Below are 23,602 nucleotides of genomic sequence, written 5' to 3'. Positions count from 1 at the left end.
CGGCCCACCCGAAATTCGAATATCCACTCAGGCCACTTCGCCCAATTGATTGCGTGAGAACCGAGGAAAACCTAGTCCTATGACCGTCATCGAGGAAAAGCTTCGTGAGTATGCCAAGCAATTGACGCTCGATCTTCAGCAGAGCCATCAGCGGCTGCGGAAGATCGAAGACAAATGGCATGATCCGATTGCCATCGTCGGAATGGCGTGTCGCTTTCCGGGCGGTGTGCAGACTCCCGAAGATCTCTGGGAGCTTTTGCTCGAGGGCCGAGATGCGATATCGGCATTTCCCGATAGCCGAGGCTGGAACGTCGAGGCCATTTACGACCCCGATCCCGAAGCCTCGGGAAAGTGCTACGTGCGCGAAGGCGGCTTCCTCGACGGCGCCGATCGGTTCGACCCCGCATTTTTCGGGATCACACCGCGCGAGGCTCTCGCGATCGACCCACAGCATCGTCTCTTGCTCGAGACGTCCTGGGAGGCCATCGAGTGCGCGGGCATAGATCCCATGGCGCTTCATGGCTCGCAGACCGGCGTCTTCGTCGGCGTAATGTTCAATGGCTACAGCCTGCTTCATGCTCCCGGCGAGATCGAAGGCTTCCTCGGGATGGGCAACTACGCGAGCGTCGCGTCCGGCCGCATCGCTTACACCTTGGGGGTCCACGGTCCGACGGTCACGGTCGATACCGCCTGCAGCTCGTCGCTCGTTTCCATCCACCTCGCCGCGCAGGCCTTGCGCCAGGGGGAATGTTCCCTGGCGCTCGCGGGCGGCGTCGCCGTCATCGCGAGTCCAGATGTGTTCATCGAATTGAGCCGCCAACGTGCGCTCTCGCCCCATGGTCGGTCGAGGTCCTTCTCCGCCGAGGCCAATGGCACCGGCTGGGCGGAAGGCGCCGGGATGCTGCTCCTCGAGCGCCTCTCCGATGCCAAGCGAAACGGGCATCCGGTCCTCGCCGTCGTGCGTGGCTCCGCCGTCAACCAGGACGGCAAGAGTCAAGGCCTCACCGCCCCGAATGGGCCGGCGCAGGAGCGCGTCATTCTCCAGGCGCTGGAGAGTGCGCGGCTCGCGCCCCAGGACATCGACGCGGTCGAAGCCCACGGAACCGGCACCTCGTTGGGCGATCCGATCGAGGCCCGCGCCCTGTTCGCGACCTATGGCCGGGCGCGCGCGAAGGACAAGCCGCTCTGGCTCGGTAGCCTCAAATCGAATCTGGGCCACACCCAGGCCGCGGCGGGTGTCGGCGGTATCATCAAGATGGTCCTCGCCATGCGGCACGGGAGCTTGCCCAAAACGCTGCACGCCGAGAATCCTTCCCCGCACATCGATTGGTCCTCGGGCACCATTCACCTTTTGGACGAGGCCGTGCCATGGCCGGTTCATGATGGCAAGCCGCGGCGGGCCGGCGTGTCGTCGTTCGGCATCAGTGGCACCAATGCGCACGTCATCGTGGAGGGCTTCGAGGCCTCGACCCAACGGGCCACGGAGGTGAACCCCCCACCGGGCGGAGTGCCGGTGGTGCTTTCGGCGAAATCCGAGGCGGCGTTGCAGGCGCAGGCCGTGCGGCTGCGGGAGCACCTCGAGGCGCACCCGGAGCAGACGCTTGCCGATGTGGCGTATTCGCTCGCGACGACGCGATCGCACTTCCAGCATCGCGCCGCAGTGGTGGCCCAAGGCCGGGCGGACGCGCTCGCGGCGCTCGATGGGCTGGCGCGGGCAGAGCCCGACGCGAACACGGTCGTCGGGGAAAGCCTCGGGCACGGCAAAGTCGTCTTCGTGTTCCCCGGGCAAGGATCGCAATGGCTGGGCATGGCGGCTTCGCTCCTCGAGAGCTCGCCGGTGTTCCGCGCGGAGGTCGAGGCGTGCGCCCGCGCCTTTGAGCCGCTTCTGGACTGGTCGCTGCTCGACGTGCTCCATGCGCGCGACGGCGCGCCCTCCCTCGCGCGGGTCGACGTCGTCCAGCCCGCGCTCTTTGCCGTAATGGTCTCCCTGGCCGCGCTCTGGCGCTCGCTCGGGGTACACCCCGACGCCGTCGTGGGCCATAGCCAAGGCGAGATTGCCGCGGCGTACGTTGCCGGCGCGCTGTCACTGGGCGATGCCGCCCGCATCGTGGCGTTGCGCAGTCGGGCGCTCGTCCCCTTCGTGGGCCTTGGCGCCATGGCCGCCGTCGAGCTGCCGCGTGACCAGCTCGAGCCCCTGCTGAGCAGCCACGTGTCCATCGCGGCCGTCAACAGCCCGCGCGCCACCACCGTGGCGGGCGAGCCGGAGGCCATCGAGGCGTTGCTGCGCGAGCTCGAGTCCAAACAGGTCTTCGCCCTGAAGCTGCGCGCGGACGTCGCCTCCCACTGCGGTCAGATCGATTCGTTGCGCGAGCAACTTTTGACCGACTTGGCCAACCTGGATCCCAAGGTCGCGCAGGTGCCGTTCCACTCCACGGTCACGGCGGGCAAGCTCGAAGGCACCGAGCTCGGTGCGGCCTATTGGTTCGACAACATCCGATGCCCGGTTCTCTTCGGCGACACCGTGCAATCGCTCGTCGCCGAGGGGCATCGCTTCTTCGTCGAAGTCAGCCCGCACCCCGTCCTTCTCTTGCCCTTGCAGGAGACCCTGGAGGCCAGCGAGCTCCCACACGCGGTCGTCGGCTCGCTCTGGCAGGACGAAGGGCAGCTCGAGCGCATGCTTCTGTCCCTCGGCGAGCTGCACACGCGTGGGCTGGCGCTCGATTGGAATGCCGTCCTCGCGCCGCTCGGCGCGCGCCGCGTTTCGCTGCCGACCTACGCCTTTCAGCGCGAGCGATACTGGCTCGATGCCTCTCGGGCCAGGGCCGATGTGGCCTCCGCCGGGCTCTCGGCCACGGACCATCCGCTCCTCGGGGCCGCCACCGCGCTGGCCGACACCGATGGGTTTCTCTTCACCGCGCGGCTGTCGCTCGCCGAGCACCCGTGGCTTGCGGACCATGCGGCGTTCGGCACGGTTCTTCTGCCCGGCACGGCGTTCGCGGAGCTGGCGCTCGTGGCGGCCCAGCACGCCGGCCTCGAGGGGATCGACGAGCTCACGCTGGAGACGCCCCTCGTGCTACCGGCCCGCGGCGCCATCGTGCTCCAGCTCTCCGTGGGAGCACCGGACGACTCGGGGCGAAGGCCGCTCGCCATCCATGCGCGATCCGAGGAAGCGTCCGCGTGGAGCCGCCATGCGAGCGGCACGCTGGGCGGCACCAAGGGCGCGCTCGATTTCGACCTGAAGGCGTGGCCTCCGCCGGGTGCGACTGCGGTGGCGATCGATGGGATCTACCCGCGGCTCGCCGCCGCGGGCCTTCAGTACGGCACGGAGTTTCAAGGCCTGCGCGCCGTTTGGCAACGAGGCGACGAGCTCTTCGCGCAGGTCGAGCTTTCCGAGTCGGCGGCCAAGGAGGCCGGGCGCTTCGTGCTGCACCCCGCCCTCTTCGATGCCGCGTTGCACGCGCTCGCGGATGGGGCCACGCGCGGTCATTCGGGCACGGCGGCGGCACTTCCATTTGCGTGGCAGGGCATTTCGCTGCGCGCCGTGGGAGCGTCCACCCTGCGGGTTCGCTTCACCGGCGCGCGCGGCGAGAGCAGCGTCGCGCTCGATCTCGCCGATGCCACCGGCGAGCCGGTGGCCCGCATCGAGGGCTTTTCCACGCGCCCCTTCTCAGCGGAGTTGCTGCGCGGCACGCGGTCGCTCGAGCACGAGGGCCTCTTGCGCATCGAGTGGGCCGATGTCACCGACTCGCTTCGCGAACCTCCCACGAGCGGTCAGGCGCCGCCCCAGAGCGTCGTCGTTCCCTTCCTCGAGGAGGGCTCCGCGGACGGCCTCATCGCCTCCGCCCACGACGCCTCCGAGCGCGCACTCGCGCAGCTCCAGCAATGGCTCGCCGACGAGGGCCTCGCGTCCACGCGCCTCCTCTTCCTCACCAAGGGCCTTGCCAACTCGCCCATCTCCGGCCTCGTACGCTCGGCCCAGATCGAGCACCCCGACCGCGCCATCCTCCTCGTCGACACCGACGACTCCGAGCCATCCAGGAGCGCGCTCTCTTCCTTGTTGCAGCATACACCCATCGAGTCGCAGTTCTCCCTCCGCGAGGGGCGCTGCTTCGTGGCCCGTCTGACCCCGGCACGCGCCAAGGACGTGTTGCTACCTCCCACCGCGGCCACCTGGCGGCTGGACATCCCCACGCGAGGCACACTCGAAAGCCTCGCCCTCGTCCCCCATCCCGAACTGCAAGAGCCTCTTCGTGAGGGCCAAGTCCGCGTCGCCGTCCGTGCCGCGGGCCTCAACTTCCGCGACGTCATCAACGCACTCGGGATGTACCCGGGCGATCCGGGACCTCTCGGCGGTGAGGCCGCAGGGGTCGTCCTCGAGGTCGCACCCGGCGTCTCCTCCGTCGCCCCGGGCGATCGCGTGATGGGGCTCTTTTCCGGCGCCTTCGGCCCCATCGCCATCACCGATCATCGCGCCCTCGCGCGCATTCCCGAGGGCCTCTCCTTCCTCGAGGCGGCCAGCATCCCCGTCGTCTTTCTCACTGCCTACTACGGCTTGGTCCACCTCGCTCGCCTTCAGCCCGGCGAACGCATCCTCATCCATGCCGCCGCGGGCGGCGTTGGAATGGCCGCCACCCAGATCGCCCGCCACCTCGGTGCGGACGTCTTTGCCACCGCCAGCCCCGCCAAGTGGGACACCTTGCGGGCTCTCGGGTTCGACGACCAACGCATCGCCTCCTCACGCTCCCTCGACTTCGAGCCCCACTTCCTGCGCTCCACCCAAGGACAGGGCTTCGACGTCGTCCTCAATTGCCTCACGCGCGATTTCGTCGACGCTTCCCTTCGGCTCCTCCCCCGCGGCGGTCGCTTCCTCGAGATGGGAAAGATCGACATCCGCAAGGACTCCCCGCCCAACGTCCACTACCAGCCCTTCGACATCTTCGAGGCCGGTCCCGAGCTCCTTCAGCGGATGCTCGCCGACGTGATGGAGCTCTTTGCGAAGGGCGTCCTTCGGCCGCCGCCCATCACGCCGTACGACATCCACCACGCCCCTAGTGCCTTCCGCGCCCTGGGCCAAGCGCGATTCGTCGGCAAGGTCGTCTTCACGTTTCCCAAGCCCTTCGAGGCCGACAAGGCGGTCCTCATCACCGGCGGAACCGGCACACTCGGCGGCCTTCTCGCACGGCATCTCGTGCGCAAACATGGGGTCAAGCACCTGCTTCTCACCTCCCGCCAAGGCCCCAACGCCCCGGGCGCAACCGAGCTCCAACGCGAGCTCGAAGGCGCAGGCGCGCGCGTCACCATTGCGGCCTGCGATGCCGCCGATCGCTCCGCCCTGCGCGATCTGCTGGCAAAGCATCCGCTCACCGCCGTCATTCACGCCGCCGGGGCACTCGACGACGGCCTGCTCACCGCTCTCACCCCCGAGCGTCTCCACCGCGTCCTGCGCGCCAAGCTCGATGCCGCCCTGCATCTGCACGAGCTCACACGCTCGCTCGATCTGTCCGCCTTCGTCCTCTTCTCCTCCATCGCCGGCGTCCTCGGCAACCCGGGCCAGGCCAATTACGCGGCCGCCAACGTCTTCCTCGATGCCCTGGCGCGGCATCGTGCGTCGGTGGGGCTGCCGGCGCTCGCGATCGACTGGGGTCATTGGGCCGACACGTCGGGCATGACCGCGCACCTCACGGGCGCCGACCTCACGCGCATGGCCCGTGGCGGTTTGCTTTCCCTCTCGGCGGAGCAGGGCCTCGCGCTCTTCGATGCCGCACTCGCCGAGCACGATCCCATCTTCGTCGCGGCCCGTTTCGACACGGCCATCCTCGGCAAACAAGGTGATGCCCTCCATCCGCTCTTTCGCGGCTTCGTCCGGCCCCGCGCATCCCACCGCGTGGCCACGAACGTGGTCGACGCGTCGCTCGAGCAGCGCTTGCGCGCGCTGTCCGCCGAGGACCGAGAGGCGGCCGTGCTCGATCTCGTTCGCGCGGAGGTGGCCACGGTGATGGGCCTGGCGTCGCCCCGGGGCATCGATTCGCATCGCCCGCTGCAGGAGTTGGGGCTCGATTCGCTCATGGCCATCGAGCTGCGCAATCGCCTTTCGACGCGCACCGGGTTGCGGCTCTACGTCGCCTTGCTGTTCGACCACCCTACCCCGTCCGCGCTCTGTCGGTACCTGCTGTCGCAGCTTCTTGCCGACGCGACCACGGCGACACCAAGGAGCGAGCTACCGCGTCGCGCCCTCGACGGCGATCCCATCGCCATCGTGGCCATGGGCTGCCGCTTTCCCGGTGGGGTGCGATCTCCAGACGATCTCTGGCAACTGGTGCAAGCCGGTCGAGACGTCATTTCCGGGTTGCCCGAGACACGCGGCTGGCGGGTCGATGCCTTCTACGATCCCGATCCCGAGGTCAAGGGCAAGTCGTATGCGCGGGAGGGCGGGTTCCTCCACGATGCGGACGAATTCGACCCAGCCTTCTTCGGCATCAGCCCGCGCGAGGCCCTTGCCATCGATCCCCAACAGCGCCTCTTGCTCGAGGCATGCTGGGAAACCATCGAACGCGCCGGCATCGACCCGAAGACGCTTCATGGCACGCAGACCGGGATCTTCGTGGGTCTCATCTACAACGATTACGGCACCCGGCTAACCCACGTCCCCGACGACCTTCAGGGCTACGTCGGACTGGGGAGCTCGGCGAGCGTGGCGTCCGGGCGCGTGGCGTACACCTTCGGCTTCCACGGTCCCGCGGTGACCGTCGACACGGCGTGCAGTGCATCGCTCGTGTCCATTCACCTCGCCGCGCAGGCGTTGCGCAGCGGGGAGTGCTCGCTCGCGCTCGCCGGTGGTGTCACGGTCATGTCGTCGCTGGGCTCCTTCATCGAGCACAGTCGCCAACGTGTCCTTGCCCGCGATGGGCGCTGCAAGGCCTTCTCCGCCGAGGCCGACGGCGCCAGTTTGGCCGAGGGCGTTGGCCTGGTGCTGCTCGAGCGTCTCTCCGATGCGCACCGGAACGGGCACCCGGTGCTCGCCATCGTGCGCGGTTCCGCCGTCAACCAGGACGGCAAAAGCCAGGGCCTCACCGCTCCCAACGGGCCGGCCCAGGAACGCGTCATTCTGCAAGCGCTCGAGAGCGCCGGCCTCGAGCCGGCCGACGTCGACGCCATCGATGCACATGGTACGGGCACGACGTTGGGCGACTCCATCGAGGCCCGTGCCTTGTTCGCCACGTACGGTCGCGCGCATTCGCCGGAGAAGCCGCTTTGGCTGGGAAGCCTCAAGTCCAACGTGGGCCACACGCAAGCCACGGCCGGCGTCGGCAGCGTCATGAAGATGGTGCTCGCCATGCAGCACGGTGTGCTGCCCAAGACACTGCACGCGCAGAATCCATCGCCGCACCTCGATTGGTCCGCGGTGCGACTCTTGAACGAGGCCGTCCCGTGGCCCCGGCAAGGGAGCCCGCGTCGTGCGGGGATTTCCTCGTTCGGCGTCAGCGGCACCAATGCACACGTCATCGTGGAGGAGCCGCCGGCCGCCCCGGTTGCCCCTCTCGCCGACCGGACGCCGCCGCCGGCCTTGCCGTTCGTCGTGTCGGCGAAGAGCGAGGCGTCGCTGCGAGCCCAGGCCGAGCGGCTGCGCGAACATCTCGCCGCGCACCCGGAAATCGAGCCCGTCGATGTCGCCTATTCCCTGGCCACGACGCGCTCGCACTTCGACCAGCGCGCCACCGTCGTGGCCACGAACCGGCTCGAGTTGATGGATGCCCTCGAGGCACTCGCGCAAGGACAACCCGGGCCGAATACGGCGGTGGGCCGAAGCACCGGGGATGGGAAGCTCGTCTTCGTCTTTCCGGGCAACGGATCGCACTGGCAAGGCATGGCCCGCGCACTGCTCGAGAGCTCCGCGGTCTTTCGCGAGCAGCTCGAAGCTTGCGACCGCGCCTTTGGCCCGTACCTCGAAGGATCGCTCTTCGAGGCGCTGGACGGAGATCTCGACCGCATCGACATGCTGCAGCCAGCCCTGTTCGCCGTCATGGTCTCGCTGGCAGCCCTCTGGCGCTCGGCAGGTGTCGAGCCCGATGCCGTCGTCGGCCATAGCCAAGGCGAGATCGCCGCGGCCTACGTCGCGGGCGCACTTTCGCTCGAGGACGCCGCCAAGGTCGTCGCGTTGCGCAGCCGCATGCTCGCGCGTTTCGCCGGTCAGGGAAGCATGGCCGCCATCGAGCTGCCCCGCGGCGAGGTCGAGCGCTACCTCGCGCCCTTTGGCCATCGGATCTCCGTGGCCGCCGTCAACAGCCCGCGCGCGACCACGGTGGCCGGTGAACCCGAGGCGATCGATGCGTTGCTTCGCGAGCTCGAGTCGAACCAGGTCTTCGCGCTCAAGCTTCGCGTCGACGTGGCCTCCCACAGCGTCCAGATCGAGCAGATGCGCGAGCAGCTCCTGACGGATCTCGCCGGGGTGCAGCCACGCAACGCAGCAGTCCCATTCTATTCCACGGTCACGGGGGGCGAGCTCGATGGCTCGAAGCTCGACGCAGCCTATTGGTTCGACAACCTGCGGCACGTCGTGTCGTTCGCCGACGCGGCGCAGAGGCTGCTCGCAGCTGGGCATCGCTTCTTCGTGGAGGTGAGCCCCCACCCGGTGCTCATGTTGCCCTTGGAGGAGACCTTCGACGCCGCCGATGCGCAGATGGCGGCGGGGCTCGATCCGGAGGTTCGCACCGTCGTCGGATCGCTCTGGCAGGACGAAGGGGAATTCCAACGGTTCCTTCTATCGCTCGGCGAGCTGCACACGCGCGGGCTGGCCATCGACTGGCCGGCGCTCTTCCAGGCGTGGGCTCCCCGTCGGGTCGAGCTGCCCACGTATGCCTTCGAACGCGAGCGCTTCTGGCTCGACAACGATGCGCGGGCCACCGCCGACGTGGCCTCCGCGGGATTGACCTCCGCGGAACACCCGATGCTCGGTGCCGTCGTACCGTTGGCGGATTCCGACGGCTTCCTGTTTACCGGACGCGTCTCCCTGGCCGATCATCCATGGCTTGGCGGCCATGCGGTGTTGGGCACGGTGCTTTTGCCCGCGACGGCCTTCGTCGAATTCGGTCTCGCGGCCGCGCACCACGTCGGGCTCGATCGGATCGAGGAGCTCACCCTCGAGCAGCCGCTCGTTCTGCCTCCCCGTGGCGCCGTGCGGCTGCAGCTTTCGCTCGAGGGCGCCGACGAATCGGGCAGCCGCTCCTTCCTCATTTTCGGCCGTGCCGAAGATGCGGCCGAGGATACGCCCTGGACGCGGCACGTCAGCGGCACGCTCGCGCGCGATCTCGCGGACGCCGAGCCTTCGGTGGATTTGCGGATCTGGCCCCCGCCGGGCGCAACACCGGTCGCCATCGAGGGCATGTACGAGCGGCTGGCCGAGGCCGGCCTTGGCTACGGTCCCGACTTCCAGGGGCTGCGGGCTCTCTACACGCGGGAGCAGGAGATCTTTGCGGAGGTTTCCCTCTCGGAGGCGACCGTCGAGCAGGCGTCGCTCTTTGCCTTGCATCCGGCGCTGCTTGATGCGGCATTTCATGCGATCGCGGCCAACATTTCCGAGGCTTCGCAACTGGCGCTGCCGTTCTCTTGGAGCGGCGTCACCCTGCGGGCCGTCCACGCGACCTCGTTGCGGGTTCGGGTGGTTCCGTCCTCCGGTTCACCGAACGCGTTCTCGCTCGATCTTGCCGATGCGGCCGGTGCGGCGGTCGCTCGGGTGGAGGCATTCTCCACGCGGCCCTTCTCGGCGGAGCTGCTACGCGGCACGCGGTCGCTCGAGCGCGAGGGGCTCTTGTGCATCGAGTGGACCGATGTCACCGACTCGCTTCGCGAGCCTCCCACGAGCGGCCAGGCCCCATCCGAGAACATCGTCGTTTCCTTCCTCGAGGAGGGCCCCGAGGACGGCGTCATCGCCTCCGCCCACGACGCCTCCGAGCGCGCACTCGCGCGGCTCCAGCAATGGCTCGCCGACGAGAGCCTCGCGTCCTCTCGCCTCGTCTTCCTCACCAAGGGCCTTGCCAACGCGCCCATCGCCGGCCTCGTGCGCTCGGCTCAGATCGAGCACCCCGACCGAGCCATCCTGCTCGTCGACACCGACGACTCCGAGCTCTCCAGGAGCGCGCTCTCTACCTTGTTGCAGCGTGCATCCCTCGAGCCCCACATCGCGCTTCGCGAGGGGCGATACCGCGTTCCTCGTCTGACCCGCACGCGCGGGAAGGACGTGTTGCTCCCTCCCACCGAGGCCACCTGGCGGCTGGACATCCCCACGCGAGGCACACTCGAAAGCCTCGCCCTCGTCCCCCATCCCGAACTGCAAGAGCCTCTCCGTGAAGGTCAAGTCCGCGTCGCCGTCCGTGCCGCGGGCCTCAACTTCCGCGACGTCATCAACGCACTCGGGATGTACCCGGGCGATCCGGGACCTCTCGGCGGTGAGGCCGCAGGGGTCGTCCTCGAGGTCGCCCCCGGCGTCTCCTCCGTCGCCCCGGGCGATCGCGTCATGGGGCTCTTTTCCGGCGCCTTCGGCCCCATCGCCATCACCGATCATCGCGCCCTCGCGCGCATTCCCGAGGGCCTCTCCTTCCTCGAGGCGGCCAGCATCCCCGTCGTCTTTCTCACTGCCTACTACGGCTTGGTCCACCTCGCTCGCCTTCAGCCCGGCGAACGCATCCTCATCCATGCCGCCGCGGGTGGCGTTGGAATGGCCGCCACCCAGATCGCCCGCCACCTCGGTGCGGACGTCTTTGCCACCGCCAGCCCCGCCAAGTGGGACACCTTGCGGGCTCTCGGGTTCGACGACCAACGCATCGCCTCCTCACGCTCCCTCGACTTCGAGCCCCACTTCCTGCGCTCCACCCAAGGACAGGGCTTCGACGTCGTCCTCAATTGCCTCACGCGCGACTTCGTCGATGCCTCCCTTCGACTCCTGCCCCGCGGTGGTCGCTTTCTCGAGATGGGAAAGATCGACGTCCGCGAGGACTCCCCGCCCAACGTCCGCTACCAGGCCTTCGACCTCTTCGAGGCCGGTCCCGAGCTCCTTCAGCGGATGCTCGCCGACGTGATGGACCTCTTTGCGAAGGGCGTCCTTCGACCCCTGCCCATCACGCCCTACGACATCCGCCACGCCCCCGGCGCCTTCCGCGCCCTGGGCCAAGGGCGCCTCGTTGGCAAAGCGGTTTTCTCGTTCCCCAAGCCCTTCGACGCCGACAAGGCCGTCCTCATCACCGGGGGAACCGGCACACTCGGCGGCCTTCTTGCGCGGCACCTCGTGCGCAAACACGGCGTCAAGCATCTGCTTCTCACCTCCCGCCAAGGCCCCAACGCCCCGGGCGCAACCGAGCTCCAACGCGAGCTCGAAGGCGCAGGCGCGCGCGTCACCATTGCGGCCTGCGATGCCGCCGATCGCTCCGCCCTGCGCGATCTGCTGGCAAAGCATCCGCTCACCGCCGTCATTCACGCCGCCGGGGCGCTCGACGACGGCCTGCTCACCGCTCTCACCCCCGAGCGCCTCCACCCCGTCCTGCGCGCCAAGCTCGACGCCGCCCTGCATCTGCACGAGCTCACACGCTCGCTCGATCTCTCGGCCTTCGTCCTCTTCTCGTCCGTCGCGGGTGTCCTCGGTAGTCCGGGCCAGGCCAACTACGCCGCCGCCAATGCCTCCCTCGACGCCATCGCCCGGCACCGTCGCGCGCAAGGCCTACCGGCACTTGCGATCGACTGGGGCCATTGGGCGGATACCTCGGGCATGACCGCACATCTCAGCAGTGCAGACCTCGCCCGCATGGCCCGTGGCGGTTCGCTTTCCCTCTCGGCGGAGCAGGGCCTCGCGCTCTTCGATGCCGCACTGGCCGAAGCCGATCCCGTCCTCGTCGCGGCGCGCTTCGACACCGCCATCCTCGGCAAACAAGGCGAGGCCCTCCATCCGCTCTTTCGCGGCTTCGTCCGGGCCCGCGCCTCCCGCCGCGTGGCTGCCCGACGCGGCGATGGGTTCTCGCTCAAGCAGCGCCTCGTCGCACTGCCGCCGGAAGGACGCGAAGGAGCTCTGCTCGATGTCGTGCGCGCGGAGATCGCGACCGTGCTCGGCATTCCGTCGCCGAGTGCGCTCGAAGCGCATCGCCCGCTGCAGGAGCTGGGGCTCGATTCGCTCATGGCCATCGAGCTGCGCAACCGGCTCGCGGCGGCCACCAGTTTGCGGCTCCAAGCCACGTTGCTCTTCGATCATCCAACGCCCGCGGCGCTGACGCGGACCCTGCTCGGGCGGCTCTTGGAGCAGGAGGTGACCGCTCCGCGGGCCATCGCCACCGAGTTGGACGCCATCGAAAACACGCTCTCGGCGCTGCATGCGCGCGAGGACATGCGGGAAGCACTCACCGCTCGTTTGCAAACGCTGTTGAGGTCCTGGGCCGGGGCTCGCGAAGCCCCCGACGAACCGTCGTTCACCGAGCAGGTCCACACCGCCAACGTCGACGAGCTACTTCGCATCATCGACCAGAAGTTCGGAGGTAACGTTAATGTCAGCCGTTAGTGAAGCCAAGCTCACCGAGTACTTGAGGACCTTGACCCTCGAACTGCACGCCGCCGAAGCGCGCGCGCGCAAGCTCGAGGAGAAGTCCCGCGAACCGATCGCCATCGTGGCCGTCGCGTGCCGGTACCCGGGCGGCGTTCGCACCCCCGACGATCTCTGGCAGCTCCTGCGCGACGGCCGCGATGCCACTTCCAGCTTTCCCGATGACCGCGGGTGGAACGTCGACGCGCTGTACGATCCCAATCCCGACGCCAAAGGCAAAAGCTACGCACGCGACGGAGGCTTTCTCGAGGAGGCCGCCCACTTCGATCCGACCTTCTTCGGCATCAGCCCGCGCGAGACCATCGTCGTCGATCCCCAGCAACGGCTGCTGCTCGAAACGTCGTGGGAGACCTTCGAGCGCGCGGGCATCGATCCCACGACCCTCGCGGGCTCGCAAACCGGAGTGTTCTTCGGGGTCATTTACAACGACTACGGCGCGCGCCCCGTGAACGTGCCCGAGGGTCTCGAGGGGTACCTGGGCCTCGGCAGTTCCGGCAGCATGGCCTCGGGGCGCGTGGCGTACACCTTCGGACTGCACGGCCCCACCCTGACGATCGACACGGCCTGCAGCTCCTCGCTCGTCGCCATCCACCTCGCCTGCCAGGCGTTGCGCCATGGCGAATGTTCCCTCGCCCTCGCCGGCGGTGTGTCGGTGATGTCCACGCCTTTTGCCTTCGTGTCGTTCAGCCGCCAGCGCGGCATGGCATCCGATGGCCGCTGCAAATCCTTCGCCGCGGAGGCCGATGGCGTCGGCCTGGCCGAGGGCGCCGGTCTGGTGCTGCTCGAGCGCCTCTCCGACGCGCAGCAACATGGCCATCCCATTCTGGCCGTGGTGCGCGGTTCCGCGGTCAACCAGGACGGCAAGAGCCAGGGCGTCACCGCCCCCAACGGGCCGGCCCAGGAGCGCGTCATCCTCCAGGCGCTCGACAGCGCGCGCCTCGGCCCGCAGGACATCGATGCCGTCGAGGCGCACGGCTCGGGAACGACGTTGGGCGATCCCATCGAGGCCCAGGCGCTCATCGCGACGTATGGGCCGGCGCACTCTCCGGAGAAGCCGCTCTGGCTCGGAAGCCTCAAATCCAATGTCGGGCATAGCCAGGCGGCAGCCGGCGTGGGCGGCGTCATCAAGATGGTGCTCGCCATGCAGAATGGGCTCCTGCCCAAGTCTTTGCACGCCGCGAATCCTTCGCCGCACATCGATTGGTCCGCCGGCACCGTTCGGCTCTTGAGTGAGCCCGTTCCCTGGACGGCCAATGGAAAGCCACGCCGTGCGGGCGTCTCTTCGTTCGGCGTCAGCGGCACCAATGCACACATCATCCTGGAGGAAGCGCCGGCTGCTCCCGCGGCCGTCTCGGGGTACGCGCTCACAAAAGTCCCCGTCCGGCTTTCGGCCAAGACGGAGCAGGCTCTTCGCGCGCAGGCCGAGCGACTGCGCGCCCACCTCGTCGACCATCCGGAGCTCGAGCTCGTCGATGTCGCGTATTCGCTCGCCACGACCCGCGCGCAATTCAAGCATCGCGCCGTGTTCGTGACGGACGATCGAAGCGAACTGCTGCGCGCCCTCGAGGCACTCGCCCAAGGCCAGCCCGCGGCGGCGCCCGAGGAAGCGCTCGACGGCTTCGACTGGCAACCCTTGGCGCCGCGCCGCGTGGCATTGCCGACGTACGCCTTTCAGCGTCAGCGCTATTGGCTCGAGAGCGCCGCGGTCGCGTCCCCCGTCGCCGAGGCCCCCGCGGCATTGGGGCTCGATGCGATCGATGCCGATTCCGAGCTGTCACCGACCGAACAAGTCGTGTCCAGCGTCTGGGCGCAAATCCTGGGAACCACCCCGAGCCTTCACCAGAACTTTTTCGAGCTGGGAGGTCAGTCGCTGATGGCCACCCAAATCGTGTTGCGCCTGGCCGACGCCTTCGATGTCGATCTCCCACTGGCCGACATGCTGGCCCTTCCGACGGTGGCCCACTCGGCCGCGCGGATCGATGCCCTCCTCTTCGAGCGGGTCGCCGCTCTCTCCGATTTCGAAGCCGAGCAAATGCTCGAAGCCCCCTCACAGGAGACCAGCTTGCATGAGTAGCCCCACGCTTACCCCCGCCCAGCAAAAACTCTTCGAACGACTGCGGCAAGGAAAACGCCCGGGGGCGGCCGCACGGACTGCGGGCAACGAGGTCCCGGCCACCGCGCCGCTCTCGTTTGCCCAGCAAAGGCTCTGGTTTCTCGAAGAGCTGCTGCCCCGCACGGGTGTGTACACCATGCCACTCGCGTGCATCCTGCGCGGGTCCCTCGATCCTGCCGTGCTCGAACGCTGCGTCCTGCAACTCGTCCAGCGGCACGAGTCGCTGCGCACGACGTTCCCGATGGTCGATGGAAAGCCCGTGCAACGTGTTGGCCCGGTCCCCCGCGGCCCCGTGCTCGAGATCGAAGACGTCTCCCACACGGATCAAGCCGTGCGACAGGCCCGCGCCGTGGCATGGCTCCACGAGGAGGCGCGGCGCTCGTTCGATCTGGTCCAGGGACCACTCTTTCATGCGCGGCTCCTGAAGCTCGCCGACACCGAGCACCTGTTCGTGCTCAACGCGCACCACATTGTCTCGGACACCTGGTCTGCAGGCGTTCTCATTCGCGAGCTCGGCGAGCTGTATCCGGCCTTGGCGCACAACCGCCCGTCGCCACTTCGGCCGCTCCGTATGAACTATGCCGAGTACACACGCGCGCAGCACGAGAGGATTCAGGGGCCCGCGTACCGGCGCCACCTGGCGTATTGGAAAAACAAGCTGGGGAAGGCCCCTCCGGTGCTCGACATTCTGGGCGATCGACCGCGCCCGCCGCGCCAGTCGTATGCCGGCGGCCTGGTGCGACGCCGGCTCGATGGCGACCTGGCCAAGGCCCTCATCGCCTTGAGCCAGAAGGAGGGCATCACCCTCGTCACGACGGTCCTCGCAGCGTTCAAGTTGCTCCTTAAACGCTACACGGGACAGTCCGATATCCTGCTCGGCTCCACACACGCGGCCCGGTTGCACCCGGAGGTGGAACCGCTGGTCGGCTTCTTTGCGAACACGCTCGTGTTTCGTACCGACCTGGGGAGCGACCTCACCTTTCGCGAGCTGCTCGGGCGCGTGCGCACGACCGTGCTCGAAGCGTTCGACCATCAAGAGGTCCCCTTCGAGCTCTTGGTGAATGAATACCAACTCGCGCGCGACTTGAGCCACAACCCACTCTTTCAGGTCATGTTCACGTTTTTGAACACGCCCTTCACCGCGATCTCGCATCTCGACGAGGACCTGGTGCAGACGGTCGTCCACCCGCACGCCATCGAGCCGTACGTGCTGCCCCAATCGGGCGTGGTGTTCGACCCCACCGAATTCTTCAACCGCACCGCGAAGTTCGATCTGTGGATGTCCATGATGGGCGGCGAACAGGGGCTGTACGTGGCCCTCGAGTACAACTCGGACCTCTTCGATGCATCCACCATCGAGCGGCTGGCCGGGCATTTCGAGGTGTTGTTGCGGGGCATCGTGGCCGACCCCGACGCAAAAATCGCGAGCCTTCCGCTTTTGACCGACGCGGAACGGCAGCAGTGCCTCGTCGAATGGAATCAAGCGCCGTACACGAAGCCCGATCCCGCGGAGGGCACAACGGTGCATGCGCGCTTCGAGTCGCAGGTGAGGCGCTCGCCCCATGCGATTGCACTTGCCTTCGAAGACCAAGAGCTTACGTACGCCGAGCTCAATGCGCGCGCCAATCGGATCGCTCATCACCTTCGCAAGCAGGGAGTCGGGCCCGACGTGTTCGTCGGCCTCTGCCTGGAGCGCTCACTCGACATGGTGGTCGCGGTGCTCGCCGTGCTCAAAGCAGGCGGCGCCTACGTTCCGCTCGACCCGCGCTACCCGAAAGACCGCCTCGCCTTCATGCTGGAGGACACGCGGTGCCCGGTCCTGCTCACACAACGGCACGTGGCACCGGACCTGCCGCCGTGCGCTGGCCGCGTCGTGTGCATCGACGATGCGTCCCTTTTCGTCGGTGAAAGCACCGACAACCCGCCGCACACCGCCTCGAGCGCGTCGCTGGCCTACGTCATCTACACCTCCGGCTCCACGGGCAAGCCCAAGGGCGTCCTCGTCACGCACGCCGACGTGGTGCGGCTCTTCACGTCCACGGAGGCGACGTTCTCGTTCGGGCCCGATGACGTCTCGACGCTGTTCTGCTCGTACACCTTCGACGTTTCCGTCTGGGAAATCTGGGGCGCGCTGCTCTACGGCGGAAAGCTGGTCGTGGTTCCCTTCCTGACCTGCCGCTCCCCCGAGGCGTTCCACGATTTGCTCTCGAAGCGCGGCGTCACGGTCTTGAACCAGACACCCTCGGCCTTCCGCCTGCTCATGAGCGCCAGTCCCCAACGCGAGCAGCCGCTGTCGCTGCGCATGGTCATCTTCGCGGGCGAGGCGCTCGACATTCCCAGCTTGCGTCCCTGGTTCGAAAAATACGGCGACCAAAAACCCGTGTTGGTCAACGCCTACGGAATCACGGAGACAACCGTCCTTTCGACCTTCCGCCCCCTGAGCGCCGCCGATGTCACCTTGAACGGAAGCTCCATCGGCCGCCCCTTCCCCGATGTACGGATCTACCTGCTCGACCCGAACCAGCAACCGGTGCCGATCGGCGTCCCGGGCGAGATCTACCTTGGCGGCGCGGGGGTGGCGCGCGGATATCTGAATCGCCCGGAGCTGACCGCCGAGCGATTCCTTCGCGATCCGTTCTCCAACGAGCCGGACGCGCGCATGTACCGGAGCGGCGACCTCGCACGGTATTGGACCGATGGTCAAATCGAATACCTCGGTCGCATCGATCATCAGGTCAAGGTCCGCGGATTCCGGATCGAACTCGGAGAGATCGAAGCAGCCTTACGCCAGCAGCCTACGGTCAAGGACGCCGTCGTGCTCGCGCGCGAAGATGCGGATCGCAATTCGCTCGTCGCCTACGTGGTGCCCGATCGCGACGCGGCAACGCCGGAGGCGCTCGGGAAAGGCGAGCACGTGCGCAGTTGGGAGGATGTGTTCGACAACGCGTACCGCGGGACGGACGCCACCAACACCGAGGAGGACTTCAGCGGATGGACCAGCAGCTACAACGGACGCGCCCTCGGCGACGACGTCATGCAAGAGTGGGTGGACTCGACCGTCGCGCGGATCCGGCCGATCCTCATGCCCGGCCAATCGTCACGCGTGTTGGAGCTGGGCTGCGGCACGGGCTTACTCCTGCTTCGCCTTGCGCCCGACTGCGAATCCTACCACGCGACCGATCTGTCCAAGGTGAGCATCGAGGCGCTCGAGCAGAAGATCGCCAAGCGGGGGCTCTCCCACGTGCAGCTCGCGCACCAGGAGGCCAGTGACTTCGAGGCGACGCCGTCGACCTACGACGTCATCATCCTCAACTCCGTCGTTCAGTATTTTCCAAATATCGATTACCTGTGCGCCGTTCTGGAGAAGGCCAGCCGCGCCCTCCGGCCGGGCGGGTCGATCTTCGTGGGCGACGTGCGCAGTTTGCCCCTTCTCGAGGTGTTTCACACCGCGGTGGAATTCGAGAAAGCGCCCGATTCGTGCTCGGTCACGCAGCTTCGACAGCGCATTCGCCGCGCGGTCGCGGCGGAGGACGAGTTGGTCATCGACCCAGCCTTCTTCGGCGCCTTGGGCCGGTTCAAGCTCGAGTGCGCGCGCGTGCTGACCAAACGCGGACGACATCGCAGCGAGATGACCCAGTTCCGCTACGACGTCGTCCTGCGGGCGGGGGGAAGCGCACGTCCCACCGAGCTGCCCGCCGCCGGCGTGCAGAGCTACACGCTGGCCGGCATTCGACAGCACCTCGTCTCGGAGCAGCCGGCCAAGCTCGATCTCGCAGTGATTCGCGATGCGCGCCTCGATACGGAGCTCCGCGCGCTCGACCTTCTGGCGGCCGCCGAAGAGTGCACGACCGCCGGCGAATTGCGCCAAGCGCTGAACGATGGCGCCCTGTCCGCGCGGGCGATCGATCCGGAAGGTGTGTTCGCGCTGGCGGACGAGCTGGGCTACCACGTGGACATCATCCCGCGAAGGGACACGCCAGGCCATTTCGATGCGCGCTTTCGAAGGCCCGACGTTCCTCCGGCGGAGATCACGCCGCAGGAGGATGGCCCGCTGGCTCCGTACGCGACGCTCCCCCTTCGGGAGCGGATCGCCGCGACGCTCGTTCCGCTCTGGCAAAAGGCCATTCAGCAGCTTTTGCCCGACTTCATGATGCCGTCGGCGTTCGTCCTGCTGGATACCATTCCCATCACGCCACACGGCAAAGTCGATCGCTCCGCCTTGCCGGAACCCACGGCGGCGAACGCGGAGCTCGATGCCGATTACGTCCCGCCGAGCACGGCGATGGAAACACTGCTGGCCAAGGTGTGGGCCGACGTCCTGGGGCTCGAGTCGGTGGGGACGCAGAACAGCTTCTTCAAGCTCGGTGGCGATTCCGTGCGCAGCATTCAGGTGGTCGTGGGCGCGCGCAAACTGGGCGTCGACGTGACGATCGAGCAAATCTTCAGGAATCAAACGATCGCAGAACTCGGGGCCGCGCTCGCATCCGCGCCATCGAGCAAGGGCACCTCGCACGAAATATCGAAACGGAACTACGACTTCGACCCGCCCACCGGCGTCGACGTGGAAGACGTCTACCCGGTCACGCCCGTGCAGGAATACGTCATTCGTCAACTGGTGGAGCGTCCGGAGCCCGGACTGTACTCGATTGCAGCCGCCGTCCCGCTGCGCGGCGTGCAAATGGACGCCTACCGGCGCGCATGGCAAACGGTCGTCGATCGCTATCCGGCGCTTCGAACATCGTTTGCGAAGGCGCGCACCGGGGAATATCTGCAGGTCGTGCACAGGCAGGTGCCCATGCCGATCGACGAGCACGATTGGCGCGACGTCCCGCGCAACGAAGTCGAGGCCAAGGTGCATGCGTACGTCGAGGCCATGCGAACGCGGGCCTACAAACTCGACGACTGTCCGCACATGCGCCTGGGAATGCTCCGGACCGAGGACGACTTCCACTGGGGCATCTTTGGATTCAACTATGCCCAGCGCGACGGATGGAGCACCATGCTCGTCCTGAAGGAGCTCCTCGGCGTGTACGCGGCCTACATGGCGGGCCGCGAAGCTCCGCCTGCCGAGAAGGCGCCCTCGCCGCGGGCGTACATCGATTGGCTGGAAAACCACGACAACGGCGCCCTAGAGGCGTTCTGGCGGGGCAAATTGCGGGGTTTTCATCGCCCGACGAGCCTCGTCGAGCGCATTGGAAATCGCACGGGGTCGGCCCCGGCGGGTCAACCCGGCTTTGCCAAACAGCATATCCATTTGGACCGCTCCACCACGGAGCGACTCGCCGCGTTGTCACGTCAGGAGCACATTACGCTCAGTACATTCGTGGAGGGAGCGTGGGCTCTCTTGTTGGCGAAATACACGGGAACCGAGGACGTCGTTTATGGCACCACCGTTTCGGGTCGCGCGGGCGCAGTTCCGGACATCGAGAGGACGGCCGGACAGCTGAGCAACTTCGTGCCCGCACGACCACCGATGCCCTCCCGATTCGGCACTTTGCGGGAGTGGCTGCGCGCCATTCAAGACGAGGCCGTCGAGACCCGTCGCTACGAGCATGCTTCTTTGTCCGACGTGCACGGGTGGAGCGATCTCCGTGAAGGAAATCGACTCTTCGATAGCTACATCGTATTCGAGGAGGTTCCCACGGATGACGCCATTGCGCAAAACCAGGATCCCATATCGCCATTCTTCCTCGCCCAATTCGATTTCCCACTTCGAATCGAGGTTTGGCCGACCCGGGGATCGCAGTTCCTGTTCGTTCTCTACTATTACCGCCGCTGCTTCGACGACGACACCATTGCCAAAGTGCTGCGCGACATCGAGCGCACCATCGTCTTCATGTTGAACGGCTTGGACCAACCTCCGCCCTTGGAGGGCCGCGGAGACGGCCCAACCCACATGCTGGCGCTTCTCGCAGCGCCCGACGCGGCCGAACTCAGCACCGGTCTCGACGCCGCTCGAAGCCAGCTCGCGCACTCCGCCGAGACGGATCCGCCGATTCGCCTTCATGCTGCAGCAGCGCGAGACAAGGGCCACCGCGGAGCCGTCCTCTTCGATCGGACCACGGGAACCGTCGTCGCGAGCGAATCGTCCCCCGTCCCGACGACAGCGGGCTCGGTCTCGTTCATGTTTCCCGGCCTCGGTGACCATTACCTGGGCATGGGGCTCGACTTGTATCGCGCGCTGCCCGTCTTCCGCGAGCACGTCGATCGCTGCTCCGCGCTCCTCGAGCCCGAACTCGGTGTCGATCTTCGCAAGGTGATGCATGCGGATCGGCCGCAGAACTCGGGCGGCAAAGGGCTCGATCTGCGGCGAATGCTCGCACGCGACGGCCAAGCACCGACCCAAGACGAGAGCAAACTCAATGAAACACGGCATGCGCACCCCGCGCTTTTCGTGATCGAATATGCGCTCGCCCAGCAGTGGCAGGCCTGGGGTGTCCGCCCCGAGGCGATGATCGGTTATAGCATCAGCGAATACGTGACGGCGTGCCTCGCCGGTGTGCTCTCGCTCGAGGATTCGCTGACCTTGGTGGCTCGCCGCGCGCAAATGGTGGAGTCGCTTCCGGCCGGGGCGATGCTCGCGGTTATGCTCTCCGAAAAGGAGATCACGCCGCTGCTCGGCAAGCACCTTTCGCTCTCGGCGATCAACGGTCCGGAGTTCTGCGTGGTGGGCGGGCCTCCCGAGGCCGTCGACGATCTTCAAAAGCAGCTTCGCCAACGCGCCGTCGCCTCCCGACGCGTGCAGTCGTCGTACGCCTTCCACACCAAGATGATGGAACCCATCGCCGAGGGGATCACGCGGCTGGTGGCGAGCTTCACCCGCCGTCCGCCCCAGATCCCCTATGTCTCGAACGTCACCGGTGCCCTGATCACGGACATCGAAGCGACCGATCCGGCCTATTGGGGCAAGCACCTCTGCCGCCCAGTGCGGTTCGCGGACGGTCTCGGTGCGCTCGCGTCACGTACCCTGCTCGAAGTCGGCCCCGGACAGACTTTGTGCAGCCTCGTCCGACCAAACTCCGGGCGCACCGTCATCCCGTCGATGCGCCACGCGTTCGATGCGAAGCCGGATATGTCGGTCCTTTTGAAGGCCGTCAGCCGCCTCTGGCTCGGTGGCGCCGCCGTCGCGTGGGATTGCCTCCCCGAGGCGCCGCTCACCCCAAGTTCACATTCGCGAGAAGAGGATCGATGAAAAAAGATGCATGGATGGGTCGTGTGGGGCTGTCGCTCTTGGTCTCGTATGGGACGCTCGCCGGATGTGAAAGCAGCGAGGACACTCGGCGCCCGGCGCCGGATGCGGCATTGACCGATGGCTCGTTGACCGATGCCTCGTTGACGGATGCTTCCTTGGCCGACGTCACCGATGCCGGCGGGACGGAGGAGACGATCGCGACGGACAAGGGCCCCGTCACGGGAACCGTGGCGAACGGCATTCGCTCCTTCTTGGGAATTCCCTACGCAGCCGCACCGGTCGATGCACTCCGCTGGAAAGCGCCCACCGAGGTCCGCTGGACGAGCCCGCGGGCCGCAAAGGCCTTTGGTCCTCGCTGCTTCGGCGTGTCGCTCCTCGATCCGAATACACTGCGAAGCGGGGCGTCGGAGGATTGCCTCTCGCTCAACATCGCCTCGCCCGTCGGCGCGTCGGCAAAACCCGTCCTCGTTTGGCTTCATGGCGGTGGGTTCATCGATGGCCGTGGCGATGATTACCCGGGTGCGGCCCTGGCGAGCGCCGGTGACATCGTCGTGGTCACGCTCAATTATCGCCTTGGCGTTTTGGGAACGCTCGGCATTCCCTCGGCGGATGGCGGCGGCAACCTCGGGCTCCTCGATCAACGGTTTGCGCTGGAATGGATTCATCGAAACATCGCGGCGTTCGGAGGCGACCCGGCGAAGATCACGCTCGCAGGCCAGTCCGCCGGCGCGCAGGCGGCGTGCACCCATGCCGCCATGCCGGGTTCTCGAGGTTTGCTGAGCGCCATTCTCATGGAAAGTGGAAGCTGCGATTGGGTGCAGACCGCCGATCAGGCTGCCGCGTCCGCGAACACGGTCGCGAAGAAGCTGGGGTGCGCGGGCACCGGCGATGCTGGAACGATCGACGAAGCGTGCCTTCGGGCGCTGCCCGCGGAAACCTTGCTGCGCGGCGATAGGACCGTCGTCTACCCGATCGTGGATGGCAAGCTGCTTCCCGTTGCACCGCGCGCGGCGCTGGCCGCGGGAACCTTCGCCAAGGTGCCCATCTTGGCGGGGTTCAACGCCAACGAGGGCTACTTCATGGTGGACGGACTGTATGGCGCTCTGCCGCTCACCTCCGCCACCGATTACGAGAACGCGCTCAATCTTCTGTTTGGCCAGCTGGGGCCCATCCTTCGGGACCAGTACCCGTTGGCGTCGTACGGAAACGATCCACGGGTTGCGCTCGCGGCAGTCCTCGGCGATGGGCTCTTCGAGTGTTCCACGCGCCATCTCGTCGCCTCGAGCACTTCGCCGGCCTTCACCTACGTCTTCCGTCACGCGCCGTCGTTGGCGACGCCAAAGCCAGTGTCGGCCATGCACAGCGTCGAGCTTCCCTTCATTTGGGGAACTCCGTTGCCCTGGACGTGGTGGGCGCAGGAAAATGCCGGCGTTCCGAGCACGTCGCGCGAGCTCGAACTCGCGGGGCAAATGAAAGGCTACTGGCGGAATTTCGTTCGCACGGGAAACCCGAGCCCGGAGCCGACGCGCGAGCCTCTGTGGTCCGCGTGGTCTCCGTCGACGAATGACGCGATGAACTTCGCGGGCGATGCGACCGCGATCGCCCCGCTCGCTGCGAACCCGCATTGCCAACTATGGGACGTCGTATACGGACCACATTGACGACCGCCCGCAAGGGAGCAACGGAACCAAACATGCATCCACCTTCGCCCGCCAAGTAC

4 protein-coding genes are annotated in these 23,602 nt (G+C 67.0%); all 4 read left to right on the top strand.

From position 1 onward, the window contains the following. Positions 1–79 precede the first annotated feature (79 nt). From LVJ94_19605 to LVJ94_19590, 4 genes are read left to right on the top strand one after another with little or no spacing between them, the layout of a single operon-like run. Entirely contained in the window at positions 80–12,535 is a 12,456-nt protein-coding gene (locus tag LVJ94_19605; GenBank protein ID WXB09425.1) for an SDR family NAD(P)-dependent oxidoreductase, read from the top strand. Beyond that, the gene (locus tag LVJ94_19600) at positions 12,522–14,651 is read left to right on the top strand and encodes a phosphopantetheine-binding protein (GenBank protein WXB09424.1); all 2,130 of its coding nucleotides are present in this window, start codon (positions 12,522–12,524) and stop codon (positions 14,649–14,651) included. The genes LVJ94_19605 and LVJ94_19600 overlap by 14 nt, the downstream gene beginning before the upstream one ends. Next, the gene (locus LVJ94_19595) at positions 14,644–21,882 is read left to right on the top strand and encodes an amino acid adenylation domain-containing protein (GenBank protein ID WXB09423.1); all 7,239 of its coding nucleotides are present in this window, start codon (positions 14,644–14,646) and stop codon (positions 21,880–21,882) included. Before LVJ94_19600 ends, LVJ94_19595 begins: the two co-directional genes overlap by 8 nt. Continuing rightward, positions 21,879–23,543, top strand: a complete 1,665-nt coding sequence (locus LVJ94_19590; protein WXB09422.1) for a carboxylesterase family protein — start codon at positions 21,879–21,881, stop codon at positions 23,541–23,543. Before LVJ94_19595 ends, LVJ94_19590 begins: the two co-directional genes overlap by 4 nt. Positions 23,544–23,602 lie beyond the last annotated feature (59 nt).

The sequence above is a fragment of the Sorangiineae bacterium MSr11367 genome, assembly GCA_037157805.1.
Classification (GTDB): Bacteria; Myxococcota_A; Polyangia; order Polyangiales; family Polyangiaceae; genus Pendulispora; species Pendulispora rubella.
The sequence above is the reverse complement of the archived record's forward strand: the minus strand, read 5'-3'. Positions and strand labels throughout refer to the sequence as shown.

What these genes read in the sequence shown, in the direction of transcription:
- LVJ94_19605 (WXB09425.1), top strand. Translation starts at nt 80, where the DNA reads ATGACCGTCATCGAGGAAAAGCTTCGTGAGTATGCCAAGCAATTGACG.
- LVJ94_19600 (WXB09424.1), top strand. Translation starts at nt 12,522, where the DNA reads ATGTCAGCCGTTAGTGAAGCCAAGCTCACCGAGTACTTGAGGACCTTG.
- LVJ94_19595 (WXB09423.1), top strand. Translation starts at nt 14,644, where the DNA reads ATGAGTAGCCCCACGCTTACCCCCGCCCAGCAAAAACTCTTCGAACGA.
- LVJ94_19590 (WXB09422.1), top strand. Translation starts at nt 21,879, where the DNA reads ATGAAAAAAGATGCATGGATGGGTCGTGTGGGGCTGTCGCTCTTGGTC.